General features: G+C 36.6%; 12 protein-coding genes. 10 read left to right on the forward strand and 2 right to left on the reverse strand.

Translation table 11 applies throughout. The annotated features are described in order from the left end of the window. The 8 genes from DXA36_RS05880 to DXA36_RS05920 all read left to right on the forward strand — a co-directional run bounded on the left by DXA36_RS05880 (position 1) and on the right by DXA36_RS05920 (position 11,065). Positions 1-990, forward strand: a complete 990-nt coding sequence (locus DXA36_RS05880; protein WP_118677280.1) for an NAD-dependent epimerase/dehydratase family protein — start codon at positions 1-3, stop codon at positions 988-990. A 14-nt stretch (positions 991-1,004) separates the two neighbouring features. Then, positions 1,005-2,153, forward strand: coding sequence for a radical SAM/SPASM domain-containing protein (locus tag DXA36_RS05885; RefSeq protein ID WP_118677282.1), 1,149 nt, complete (start codon positions 1,005-1,007; stop codon positions 2,151-2,153). A gap of 42 nt (positions 2,154-2,195) precedes the next feature. Next, positions 2,196-4,451 (forward strand): hypothetical protein, encoded by a 2,256-nt coding sequence (locus DXA36_RS05890; RefSeq protein ID WP_118677284.1) that lies wholly within the window; start codon positions 2,196-2,198, stop codon positions 4,449-4,451. A 13-nt stretch (positions 4,452-4,464) separates the two neighbouring features. After that, the gene (locus DXA36_RS05895) at positions 4,465-5,703 is read left to right on the forward strand and encodes a polysaccharide pyruvyl transferase family protein (protein WP_182478952.1); all 1,239 of its coding nucleotides are present in this window, start codon (positions 4,465-4,467) and stop codon (positions 5,701-5,703) included. Further along, complete coding sequence (locus tag DXA36_RS05900) at positions 5,697-7,142, forward strand: oligosaccharide flippase family protein (protein ID WP_118677288.1); 1,446 nt, start codon at positions 5,697-5,699, stop codon at positions 7,140-7,142. Before DXA36_RS05895 ends, DXA36_RS05900 begins: the two co-directional genes overlap by 7 nt. A gap of 648 nt (positions 7,143-7,790) precedes the next feature. Then, positions 7,791-8,510: a hypothetical protein gene (locus DXA36_RS05910; RefSeq protein WP_118677292.1), complete on the forward strand. Its 720-nt coding sequence runs from the start codon at positions 7,791-7,793 to the stop codon at positions 8,508-8,510. 41 nt (positions 8,511-8,551) lie between these two features. After that, entirely contained in the window at positions 8,552-9,808 is a 1,257-nt protein-coding gene (locus DXA36_RS05915) for a nucleotide sugar dehydrogenase (RefSeq protein ID WP_118677294.1), read from the forward strand. A gap of 210 nt (positions 9,809-10,018) precedes the next feature. Further along, complete coding sequence (locus DXA36_RS05920) at positions 10,019-11,065, forward strand: NAD(P)-dependent alcohol dehydrogenase (protein ID WP_118677296.1); 1,047 nt, start codon at positions 10,019-10,021, stop codon at positions 11,063-11,065. A gap of 72 nt (positions 11,066-11,137) precedes the next feature. On the opposite strand, the gene DXA36_RS05925 is transcribed toward DXA36_RS05920, so the two are convergent. Then, complete coding sequence (locus DXA36_RS05925; RefSeq protein ID WP_118677298.1) at positions 11,138-11,440, reverse strand: hypothetical protein; 303 nt, start codon at positions 11,438-11,440, stop codon at positions 11,138-11,140. Between the two features lie 322 nt (positions 11,441-11,762). Between DXA36_RS05925 and DXA36_RS05930 the strand changes: the two genes are divergently transcribed. Continuing rightward, positions 11,763-12,098 (forward strand): hypothetical protein, encoded by a 336-nt coding sequence (locus DXA36_RS05930; protein WP_118677300.1) that lies wholly within the window; start codon positions 11,763-11,765, stop codon positions 12,096-12,098. 106 nt (positions 12,099-12,204) lie between these two features. Here DXA36_RS05930 and DXA36_RS05935 read toward each other — a convergent pair whose 3' ends face one another. Next, positions 12,205-12,666, reverse strand: a complete 462-nt coding sequence (locus tag DXA36_RS05935) for a divergent PAP2 family protein (RefSeq protein WP_118677688.1) — start codon at positions 12,664-12,666, stop codon at positions 12,205-12,207. A 206-nt stretch (positions 12,667-12,872) separates the two neighbouring features. On the opposite strand from DXA36_RS05935, the gene DXA36_RS05940 reads away from it, so the two are divergent. Continuing rightward, positions 12,873-13,634: an SDR family NAD(P)-dependent oxidoreductase gene (locus DXA36_RS05940; protein ID WP_118677302.1), complete on the forward strand. Its 762-nt coding sequence runs from the start codon at positions 12,873-12,875 to the stop codon at positions 13,632-13,634. Positions 13,635-13,637 lie beyond the last annotated feature (3 nt).

Here is a 13,637-nt window from a genome sequence, read left to right on the forward strand (position 1 = left end):
ATGAACGTGGTAATAACAGGAGCAAATGGTTTTATTGGTTCATGGCTGATTAAAGAATTGATAAAAGAAAAAAAACATATGATCTATGCACTTGTCCGCAAAGGAAGCAATAGAAGTACGCTGCCAATAAGCAAACAACTATTTGTTTTGGAAGTAGATTATGCAGATACATGCCAGCTTGAAAATATATGTAAGGATAAAGATATCATTATTCACTTAATCGGACAGATGGGTCAATTTGGTGTGACAGAGAAAACCTATTATCAGGTTAATGTGGAGTTAACGAAGCTGCTGCTTGAAGTGAGCGAAAAGGCAGGAATAAAACAGTTTATTTTCTGCAGTACTCCAGGAGTACAGGGATTTGGCCACCGTCTGGCCAAGGAAGAGGAAGCATATGCGCCCAGAAATAAATATGAGGAAACAAAAGTATTAGCAGAGCAGTGTATTAAAACATTCTGTGAAAAATCTACCGTAACATACACAATTATAAGGCCGGATTTCGTATACGGCCCGGGGGACAGCAGAAGAGTAAAAATGTATAGGAGTATACAAAGGAAAAGATTTGTCCTTACAACGAATGGGAAATCTTATCTTCATCCTACCTATATATCAGATGTTACCCAAGGTTTTATAAAAGCAATCGGTAATCTTCAGGCAAGCAATCAAATATTCAACATTTCTGCAGCCAAAGATGTTATGGCTTCCGAGTATCTTAAAACCATAGCGGATAATGTGGGAAGCCAACTAATTCATATCAATATTGGATATAAACTTTCTTGTTTCCTTGCCGGTTTTGTGGAAACAGTATGTAAGAAATTAATGAAGAAAGAGGCTTTTATCTCAAAAAATAAAATAGATTTTCTTGCGTTGGATCATAGTACTTCAAATGAAAAAGCTATAAGTTTACTCGGCTATAACCCTCAGGTTTCTTTGCAGGATGGAATGAAAAGGACAATTCAATGGTGTAAAGATAATGAGTTAATGGATTAGGAGAAATATTACTTATGAAAAAAAGTGATTTGTTTACCGTACTAATGCCCTATATGGCTGGTTATCGATTTAACAGATGGTTTGGGTATTCCAAATTTAATCCTATGACACTTACCTATTCTGTTACAGCAGCATGTCAGTCACGATGTAAAACCTGCCAGATTGGTGAAATGTTCTGTCAGGATCCCACACGTTCTCAAAAGGATTTGAAACTTGATGAGATAGAAAAGATTTTTCAGACCATGAAACCGGTCTATTTTTTTAATATGAGCGGAGGCGAACCATTCCTCAGAAAGGATCTTCCTGAAATTGTGGAATTAGCCTGTAAGTATTTAAAACCTGAAGTGGTACATACTCCTACAAACGGTATACTGACGGACAGGATTGTAAAGAATACAGAAAAAATAATTCAGATTGTAAGAAACTATAATCCTGAGGTTCCTTTTACTGTAAAACCCTCTATAGATGGAATTGGAGAACTGCATGATGAAATAAGAGGCGTAAAAGGGAATTTTGATTGTCTTTTAAAGACTATTGAGGGGCTTAAAAAACTGGAGGATAAATACGATAATTTTCATCTTGAACTGGGAACGGTCATTTCCAATTTTAACATAGATCATCTTGACGAAATTGAGGATTTTGTTCATTCGTTAGGTGTGGAAAGCTACAGAAATGAAGTAGCGGAATGTCGTACCGAATTTTTTAATATAGGGGATGATATAACTCCTTCTGCGGAAGTTTATCAACGGCTGATTAAGGATTTTGCACGGAAGGTTGAAGAAAATATATCTTCAAAAAAGAATCTGGCAAAGATGACGGAGGCTCTGCGGGTTGTTTATTATGATATGGCCAGCCGGATATTAGAGGAACAAAGGCAGGTTATTCCTTGTTATGCCGGTGTTTCTAATGTGCATATTAATTATGATGGCGGGGTTTGGCCTTGTTGTGTATTGGGGTACGAGAAGGAAATGGGGAACCTGAGAGAATACGGATATGATTTTCAAAAACTTTGGCATTCTGATAAGGCAGATGAGGTTCGAAAATATATAAAAGGAAAGAATTGCGCCTGCCCATTGGCTAATCAGGCATATAGTAATGAATTGATGCATTTGCCGACTCTTTTTAAAGCTGGTATAAAAATGATACAGTTTAGTAACAAATAGAATGGGTTAATTTATTCAGGCATTTAAGACGCGGAGAGATTTATGAAATACAGAAAGTTTGCATACGGAAAGTATTATATTAGATTTATAGTATTTTTTGTATTTCTTATCAATATGGTATTTTCCTGTTTTGTGAAGGCACCTATCATTACTGATGAAAATGGAACGATGGCTAATGCTGCTTTTTTATCAGGGCTGTATGATTGGTCTGCTGCGTATAATAGTTCGATTTCAATGTATTGGGGATATGGCTATTCTATATTATGGATTCCTGTTTTTTATTTTATTAAAGATATATTTATTGTATACAGATTACTATGTATTTTTAATTCGATTATAATATCGATAATACCATATGTTATATATCGCATTCTGAAAGAGAATTTTAAAACATTATCCATAAAAGAAATTTGTGTTATTTCATTACTTTTAGGCTTGCTTCCTGTAAATTTCATTTTCTCTAAAAACACATGGAACGAACCGATGTTGTTATTGCTACAATGGTTGTTTGTTTTTTTGTTACTGAAAGCTAATCAATCCCAAAAAAGGTATAAGTATATATATAGTGCTATTTTAGGAGGGCTTTGTGCGTATTCTTGTACGGTACATGAAAGAGGAATTGTCTTTTTTATTGCAATTTTAATTGGCTCATTTTTTTATTATGTAATTAGAAAAAAGGTATGGGTTTCTGCCATTCCTTTCTTATTTAGTTTTTTGTTTGGATACAAAATTCATATAATTATAAAAAATATTATTATTAATAATTTAATAAAGGTAGATTCTTCAATAGCCAGAAATACGTCTGAGAGTTTATTTAGTAAAGACTTGCTTGTTATATTAAATCCTGAAAATTGGGGAGGTTTTATAACCGGAATATTTGGACAAGTTTATTATATTATTTATAGCAGTATGGGGCTTGTTATAATTGCTTTAATGTCGATTGTTTATATTATTTATAAGTCTATATGTAAACACAGGGAAATAGATAAAGCAAAAGATTGTTATGTTTGTTTAGCTATATACAGTGGTCTGCTATTTATAGGTACTTTGTTAATAAGCAGTATATTTTATTATAAAAGTTATATATCGGATACTGCAAGGGGGTTAGAGTATTATTTATATGGTAGATATAATGAAAGTGCAGTAGGTATTTTGTTATTATTAGCAATATTATCCTTGCTTTATGTTAAGCGCAATAAACCGGCTATGAGTAAACCAATTATTTTTATATCTTTATGTACTATGCTTTTAATAGGAATAATATCTATATTTGTACTTAAAAGAATATTAAATATAACAGACGTAGTATTTAATGAAGCAAATATATCTTTTTTCATACCCTTTACCCGTAAAGGATTTCTGGAAAAAGCTAAAATTTCCGATTTCATAATTATTAATATCGCTATATTCTTATTGTCTTTTTCTTTTTTTCTCATTTTTTATTATCCCCAAAAAATGAAAATCGGGATTGTTTTCTTGGTATGCTTATTTTTAATAATAGATTTAAGATATTTTCAAGAAAGTGTAATGGTAAGAAATAATAAGCAATATGAACAAATAGCAGGTCTTAAAGATTATTTAAGTAGTGACAGCACTTTATTAGATATTGAAAATATTTACTTGACTGATGTAAGTACCAGGACGTTAACAATACAATTTTTATTTCCTGAAAGTAACGTAACATTTTTGAATACTAAGACATACGGCTATGAACCGTTAAAAGACATCAAGGAAAATTCACTTATAATTTCTGGGTATGATGAGGAATTTGATAGATGGTTAAGTCAGTTCTATTTATTGGATTCTGTAGATGGATACTTTTTTTGGAGATATGGTGATTACAATGACCAATGGGGAAACTTAAAAGGGACAAGACGTAATACTGATCAAAAGAGTCTTTCTATTAATAATGCCTATCTTAAAGAAAATTCAAATTATAGTATTGTCGTTAATAATTATCAGAGTGGTGCAGCAGTTGATTATTCTGAAGGTTGTCTGGCTACTCAAACAGATATCTTTCTAAATAATAATGGTATAGTTTCGTTTAAGAACAGAAATTTTTTGGCACATAAATATTACTTGACTTTTTATGGAAACCATATGGATGAAGTTATTGTGGATTTTGAAACACATGAAGATACAGATATTAAAATTTCAGAAGAATGGAGAAATAAGACCAGTTATAAGATATGTGTTACCTTTGATAAAGAATATAAAAATGTCGAAATTAAATTAACGTCAAATAAAACGGATTTACCAGTTTCTTTTCAGAAATTAGTAATAGTTAATAAGGAATGATATGGAGTGCTTTATGAATAAAAAAGTTAAAATTTTTTTTGCAAACCATGCACAATTTGAAGCGCAATATACTAATTTAGGAGATTGGGCCATTTTTGAACAAATGATTGGTAAGCTTGGAAAATTTATTGAAGAAGGCAGGGTTGAAGTTTATGTTCCCACTTCAGATGTGAATTATACGAAAGAGCATTATCCTGTAATCCCATTTAAACGAGGGGGAATCACCGGTATTTTTTACACTTTAGCAATCATAATCAGAAGTGATATTGTTATTATAGGCGGAGGGGAGATCGTGCAGGATAAATCATCTATTGTCTATATCCCGTATCAATTAATTCGCCCATTTATTGCAAAATTGTTTGGGAAAAAATTATTCGGTTATGCCATAGGGGTTGGAAAAAAAGATGAAATAAGCAAATTCGGTCAGCTTATTTCACGTTTTGTTCTAAATATGTTTGATATAATTACAGTAAGAGATGAGAAATCATTAGATATTTTAAAAAGTTTTCTCAACGTGAATAAACCACAAATTTATTTGACAGCAGATCCTGCACTGAATTTACAAACAAATAAAGTTAATTTTGACTTTAAGAGAGAAGTAATTACAGTGAGTATTCGGAGTGTTTATCATCGCAACCATAATTTCCTTCCTTTTTCCATAAGAAAAAAATTAAAACTGGTATCAAAACAATATTATGAAGAGATAGAAATATTTAAAAATACAATTGCCCAGATTGTAACCAAGGTAGTCAATAAACATAAATATGAGATATTATTTCTAAATACATATACGGGTAAACAGATGTCTGCAGAAGATGATATTTTTACTAAGGATGTTATTAATAGGTTGCCAGAGGATGTACTCGGCTTTATACATGTAATTCCATCAAATTATACTCCTTCTCAAATCAAATATTGTTTAGGCCATTCTAAATTAATTATATCAGTACCGCTGCATCCCATTATTTTAGGGGCATCGGAAGAAGTCCCTTCTATAAGTTTATCTTATGCTTCAAAAACTGAGAGCTTTATGAATGAAATACATATGGATAATTATGTACATTCGGTAAAAAACTTGGGAGATAAACTTGATGAAAATAAATTATTGGATGATATAAATAAAATTTTGGAGAATTATAGCTTTTATAAAATGCATATTTCAGAAAAAATCTATGAATTAAAAAAAAGAGAGGAAATGAACTTACAATTGTTACTTGAATTAGCTGAAGTGGAAAAGGGGACAACATGTTAAAAGGATTATTTTTACATTCGGCAGCAAAAGTAATATTTGTATTGTGTACTTATATCATTCATTTATATTTAGGAAAAACATTATCTTCTTCTGAGTATGGTGTTATTGGAGTCGTTCTGAGTGTAATTACCCTAAACTATAATTTTTTATCTAATGGTGCAAGACAATCTGTTGCTAAAAATCTGGCATTAAAAGTTTATGATGAGCGAGATCTGGTTAATAAGAGTATTATAACACAAGGAATTATATCTATTATATTAATGCTGCTGAATTGGGCATTGGCAGGAACAATGGCACAATATTTAAATGCATCAAGTATGGCATATTATATTAAGGTTTCTGCGCTCATGATCCCTTTTACAGGTTTTTATTTTATTTTTGTTGGGATTGTAAACGGTTTAAAATTATTTGTTACAGAAGCAGCAATAGTATCTATTTATCCTATATTGAGAGTAACAGTAATTCCTTACGTCAAATTTGTTTTTTCAGATAGTGCATTAGGAACAGTGGCCGGTTTTTTTACCGCAGCGTTTATATGTTGTATTATCGGGGCTTTTATATTTATCCTAAAAATTATAAGAAATTTAAAAATTAATAGTAATAAAATTACGTTAATATCCTTTTTCAAGAGCATGGGCAGTTATTTAAGCTTTTTTACTTGTGTTACATTACTTTTAAATGTAGATATGTTATTTGTTAACGCTTTCGTGCAAGATGCCGATAGTATTGGATATTATACAGGGGCTGTTAATTTTGCAAAGGTTTCTTACTACTTATTGTCTGCTTTTTATATAGTAGTATTACCTGTTGTAACTACTTATTATTCTGTAGGAAAAATACATTTAGCGCAAAAGAAAATCAATACTTTATTAAATACAATTTTACTTGTTATATTACCCGTTGTTACCATTGTTGGTGCCTCTGCGGGTAATCTTTTAGCATCTTTTTATAAGCCTGAGTATAGAGTGGCTGATAATACTGCTCTATTACTAATGATATCTCAATTTTTAATAGGATTATTTGTTGTATGTAATATGTGTATTACAGCCACACAGGAGAAATTGTTTAGTGCTATTCTGGCTTTAATAACTGTCATTTTAGATTGTACACTCTGTTATTTTTTAATTCCGTTATTCGGCATTTTGGGTGCGGCACAGGCTTCTGCTATCAGTGGTCTTTTTGGATTTTTTATTACATTTTATAAACTTAATAAGATTTATGGCAGGTTCTATGATTTAACATCAGTAAAATTAATCATTTGTAATGTAATATATTTTGCTAATATTAAAATAATATCTTCTCTTTGGAAAATTGAAAATTTAGTATTGCTATTTATCTACTATATTATTGCCTATATACTTTTTATTTTCTTAATACAGGTATTAAAAGTAATAAATATTAAAAAACTTTTGTATGATGTTTCTCATGAAATTCTGTAAAAAGGTATTATAGATGATAAAAAATTTATTACTACAATTAAAAACAAATATTATATATCCAAATCCCGAACAAAAGATATATATAGCTGCTAAATGCTATGTTTGGATTATTTTTTTTATGTTTATATTACTTCCGGCAGATAACGGTATTAATAATAGCTATATAAATCAAGATTTTTTGTATGGTATTATGACCATTTTTCTAATTGTACTCTATTTATTTTTTATTATCACACAAAAGATCAGTTTAATAAAAAGTATAAATTATATTGATGTTTTTGTTTTTTTTCTGTTAATTATTATATGTGTTTTTCGTATAAAAAATTTCAATCATTACGTTTATAATTCAAGTATTAATTTGTATTTATGTATTATAGGAACTTATTATGTGATACGTATTTCGAAGTTAAAATATAAAGATTATTTAAATCTTTTTCTCATATCTTCTTTTATTTTATATTTAGTTATGTTTGCATACTATATTAGTGATGTTGAAATTATATTAGGAATACAAGATATGTTTAACCAGACAGAGGATACAGCATCATTGCTTATTTTATCAGCAGGTATTAGTTCAATTTTTTATTGTTCTAAAATAAATTTTACAAGAAGCAGATTTATTTAGTTCTAGCAGATTTTAGTTTTTTCATGATTTATATTATAAATGATATTGTTTCAATCTGCATAATAGGTGTTTTTCTATTAATTATTCCATTACTATTCCTTCCGACTATATCACTGGTAAAAAACAATTTAAATTTAATTTTTAACTTTTTATATATTTTTAGCTGTATAACTTTTATTAATTATATAGGAAAAATAAATAACTTTTTACAATTTAAACTTCAATATGGCATATATATGGATTTATTTTTATTGTTATTAGGAGTTGGTATATTTATTTATTGGAATAAAGTACCTAAAAATGCGAATCCTGATTATGTAATAATGAAGAAATTTAAAGATTACTATAAAATTGCATTATATGTTTCTGGAATTATTTTTGTTTCTTGTATAGTTATTGGATATCGTATACAAGAGATACCAGTAACTATGGGGATTCAAACATGTAAAGTTTTTGTTATTTCTTTAATCCAGTCTATTAATAAGAATGAGGGTATTATTGAACAGTTATTGAAGGATTGGGGATTAACAGGTGTAATACTGTGGATTTTTCTTATAGTTTTATTAATGGAATATATCAAAAAAAAGTGGAAAAAAGGAAATTTAAAAATCAAAAAACTGCTATTGCTTTCAGGATTGTTTGTTGTACAAAGTTTTTTTTATAAATTGCAATATACCAGTACACCTATATATGTAATGATAGTTGCATTTTCTATGACATCTAATTCTGATGATAATAAATAATTTCTTATAAACTGTTTTATAAGGAAGAAAGGTAATTAATAATGAGTATATATACTAAAGAGAAAAATGAAATTGTAGTTGTGGGTATTGGCTATGTAGGCCTCAGCAATGCTGTACTTTTAGCAGAATATAACAAAGTATATGCTGTAGACATTCAGACAGAGCGCATCAAAGCAGTAAATAACCGAAAGTCACCAATTATAGACAAAGAAATCGAAGAATACCTCACCCAAAAGCCCCTAAACCTAACAGCCACCACCAATGCCACTAAAGCCTACCAAGAAGCCGACTTCATCATCATCGCCACCCCCACCAACTACGACCCCATAAAAAACTACTTCGACACCTCCTCCGTAGAATCCGTCATCGAAGAAGTCCTCCAGGTCAACCGGAAAGCCACCATCATCATCAAATCCACCGTCCCGGTAGGCTACACCGAATCCGTCCGCCGAAAATACAACACCCGCAACATCCTCTTCAGCCCCGAATTCCTCCGGGAAGGCCATGCCCTCTATGACAACCTCTATCCCTCCCGCATCATCGTGGGAGCCCCGCAGGATGACGAGGAAATGGTACAAAAAGCCCACCAATTCATCTCCCTTTTAGAGGAAGGCGCCCTGAAAAAAGACATCCCCACTCTTGTTATAAACCCTACCGAAGCCGAGGCCGTTAAACTCTTCGCCAACACCTACTTAGCCCTGCGCGTCTGCTTCTTCAACGAGCTTGATACCTATGCGGAAGTCCATGGACTCAACACCAACCAGATCATACTTGGAGTAGGCCTCGACCCCAGAATAGGCAGCCATTACAACAACCCTTCCTTCGGTTACGGCGGCTACTGCCTTCCCAAGGACACCAAACAGCTCCTCGCCAACTACAAGGATGTCCCGGAAAACATTATAGAAGCAATCGTGGAATCCAACCGCACCCGTAAGGATTTCATTGCGGAACGTATCCTGGAAAAAGCGGGATTCTATGAAAACGGAGTCCAGAATACCAACGCAACAGGGGGCAGAAAAGTTACCATAGGCATCTTCCGCCTGACCATGAAAACCAATTCCGATAACTTCCGTCAAAGCTCCATCCAGGGCGTTATGAAACGTCTCAAGGCAAAAGGCGCCACGGTCATCATTTATGAACCCGCCCTGAAAGAAAAGGAGTTCTTCGGTTCCCGGGTATTGGAAGATTTCAAAGAATTTACGGATAATAGCGACTGCATCGTGGCGAACCGCTATTCCAATGAGCTGGCCGATGTATGGGACAAGGTATATACAAGGGATCTCTACCACCGGGATTAACCATCCACCAGTGTCCCGTTCTGTTTTCTTTGGTAAAAAACCACTCCATATTGCATATTTTTGATGAAAAAATCCCCATATTTGACTGGTCATCCTTTAAGGTTTCCGCTATGATATAATTGTAGTAAAGGGAGGATATCCTGTAACAGCCCGGCTATCCGGCCTGTCAGGATATAACCTCCGGACGGTTACATACAGGAGGGTTAAGCAATGGAAGGAACTATGAAAACAGCGGTTATGACGGGAATATCCCAGGTGGAAATCATGCAGCGTCCTATTCCGGTGCCTGCCGATAACGAGGTACTGGTAAAGGTGGAATATGTAGGTATCTGCGGATCCGATCTTCATTATTACGAATCGGGAAGGATCGGGAATTTCATCGTGGAGCCGCCTTTTGTATTGGGACATGAAGCAGGCGGGACCGTAGTGGAGGTCGGTGCCGGGGTTACGAATCTGAAGGCAGGGGACAGGGTGGCTCTGGAGCCGGGAAAGACCTGCGGACATTGTGAGCATTGCAAAGGAGGGAAATATAATCTGTGTGAGGATGTGATTTTCTTTGCCACACCTCCCGTAGACGGTGTATTTCAGGAATATGTGGCACATGAGGCGGGACTGTGCTTCAAACTGCCGGACAATATGAGTACGATGGAAGGGGCGCTCATTGAACCCCTTGCTGTGGGGATGCATGCGGCGAACCAGGGCGGCGCCCATTTGGGGCAGACTGCGGTGGTGACGGGAGCCGGCTGTATCGGATTATGTACTTTGTTATCCCTGCGGGCCATGGGTGTTTCCAAAATCATTGTGGTGGATATCATGCAGAAGCGTCTGGATAAGGCGCTGGAGCTGGGCGCCGATTATGTGATTAACGGAAAGGAAGAAGATACGGTGGCCCGTATCCGGGAACTTACAGGAGGCCATGGCGCTGATCTGGGAATTGAGACGGCAGGAAGCCAGATCACGGCCGGGCAGTTGATCCGGGCGGCTAAAAAAGGAGCCACCATCGTATTTGTGGGTTACAGTGCATCCGGCGAAATGACCCTTCCGATAGGGATGGCACTGGATAAAGAACTGACCTTCAAAACCGTGTTCCGTTACAGGAATATCTATCCCATGGCGATTGAAGCAGTTGCCGGCGGCCGTATCAATATTAAGAATATCGTGACGGACTATTTTGAACTGGATGATATTAAAAATGCGCTGGATTCCTGTGTAAATAACAAAGCGGATATCGTAAAAGGGGTAATTAAGGTCTGCTGATTTGTAATTGCCGGCTTTGCAGAAGAGAAAAAAACGATAGAAATGGGACGGTCCCGGTAGATGACTCCCCCCTCAGGGAGAGCATATCACAGGGACCGTCCCTCTATTTATGCTGTCAACCTTCTGCTTTTTCATTTCTGAATAAAAAGCGTTCTTCAAACTTTGCTCCAGATCAAAATAGCGCAGGTTGTCCGTATTGTACTGGGCGGTGTAAAAACCCACAGGAGTCTGCGGCAGGGGAAACACACCCATGCCGGAAAAATCCTTGCCCTGAACGGGTTCAAAGGACATGTCCCGGATAACAGGTTCATCTTCAATCAGCAAATCGCCCAGGCTTCGGTCATAAAGCCGGTTAAAAATACGGAAGCGTTTCATCGTAAGGCTTACCAGGGCGTAGCCGGAGAGCCGGGATTCGCAGATTCACCGGTATTATTCCATTATCCACTCTTCGTTTTTCCTGTCCTTTATCAGTAATATCTTTCCCCCGCAGTACTATATAGTTTCATGAAAATATGTTATCCGTCCATGAATCATTGCGGCATATTCAGTGACGTAATTATAGGGATATTTCAGCGAAGATTAATTTCCGCCCGGCCTTGACTCCCATGTACAAAAAGGCTATGATAAGTATATAGACATAAGGAAAACCGTGGTTCCCGTAAACAATATTTCGCATGGAGAAAAGAGGTTGAGGATTATGATGGGAACGATTTTTATTTTATTGGATGCTGTTTTTCTTTTGTTGCTTTTTGCCTACCTGGTGAGGAATACCGAAGCGGGAAAAGGCTTTTGGAGTAAGGCATATCACATGCTTTTGCTAGGGTGGCTGAAGGTGGATATCGCCATGGCCCAGGGGATGGAGTATGTGCATATCAGCCTTTCCCATATATGCAAAGGGTATCATTATACCACGGCAGGAGCGGAGCGTATCCGCCGCAAGGAACAGCATCTGCGGGAATTCCGTCAGGAGCAGAAGGGCCAAGCCGAGGTTTACCGGAAAAGGGAAAAATATAACAGGAAGATTCCTGAATAAGCATAGCGGGGTTCCCCGTGTGTTATAAAAAGATAAGAAAAAAGGAACAGCAGTCCGTGAGAATATCCGGATCCTGCTGTTCCTTTCTTTTTACAGGCAATATTTTCTAAACCATGGCAAAGCAGTAAATAACTGCAATTATAATGCCGAGGATGGCTCCCGCCAGAACCTGTATCGGAGTATGGCCTACAAATTCCTTCAGCTTTTCTTCATAGGACAGGGGACTGCCCATATTGCGGAAAAAAGAACTCATTTCGTTAATAACCTGAGCTTGGATTCCGGTTTCGCGCCGCACCCCGCGGGCGTCATACATGACAATGATCGCCAGAATGGCCGAAACGGCAAATTGAAAGCTGCCGCCGCCGTATCGGATGCCAGCCGCTGTAGCCAGGGCACATACGGTGGCGGAATGGGAGCTGGGCATACCGCCGCTTCCCACAAGGCGTTCGGCATCGAAGCTTTTGTTGATAAATGCGTAAATAATAGTTTTCAATATCTGTGCAACGAGCCAGCCGGTAGCCGCGGCCATAAATACCACATTCGAAACCAGTGCATGTAAAAATCCCATAAAAATCTCCATTCCGTTAAAACATATTAGATACCGGCATTAGCCGTAACTATGCACATTTTACCTTTTTTCGACAAGAATTGCAACTGACGGTTTAAATCGGGGGGAGATACGCTGCCGTTCGGCCGTCCTCAGGGCGAAAGAAAGGGTTGATTGCTCCTGGGCAAAATGATACCATATAAACAAAAAGGAAAAGGGGTAAGGGTATGAAACAATTAAATGAAAAGGTAGCTATTGTTACCGGCGCGGGCCAGGGAATAGGACAGGGGATTGCGCTTTGTCTGGGGAAAAGAGGCGTAAAGGTTGTATGTGTGGGACGCCGTCCCGAACCCATTGAGGCTACAGCCAAGGAAATCCGTGATTTGGGAGGGGAAAGCTTCGCCATGACCTGTGATACCGCAGATCGGGACAGGGTAAAGGAAGTGGTCGCAAAAACGGTGGAAACCTACAAAACGGTGGATGTCATGATCAATAACGCACAGAGTCTGCCGGGAAGTGCGCCGGTGGAGGAGGTCACCTACGAAATGATGTATACCGCCTGGTCTACGGGAACCCTGGGCTCCCTGAATTTTATGCAGGAGTGCTTCCCTTATATGAAGGAACAGGGGGAAGGAAGAGTGATCAATTTTGCTTCCGCAACAGGGATGTTCGGTTACGCAGGGAACCTGGCCTATGGCTGCAATAAGGAAGCGATCCGCGGACTGACCAAAATTGCCGCAAAAGAGTGGGGAAAATACGGAATCTGCGTGAACTGTGTGCTTCCCGGTGCAGAGTCACCGGCTGCAAAAATCTGGGCGGAAAAATTCCCGGAGAAATATGCGGAGATTCTGGAGCAGCAGCCCATGAAGCGTCTGGGGGATGCGGAAAAAGATATCGCCCCCGTTATCGCTTTCCTCAGCGGCCCGGACAGCTGCTATTATTCCGGACAATGTCTGTTGGTAGACGGCGCATATTCTATAATGCCGTAATCG

The sequence above is a fragment of the Eisenbergiella sp. OF01-20 genome, assembly GCF_003478085.1.
GTDB lineage: Bacteria > Bacillota > Clostridia > Lachnospirales > Lachnospiraceae > Eisenbergiella.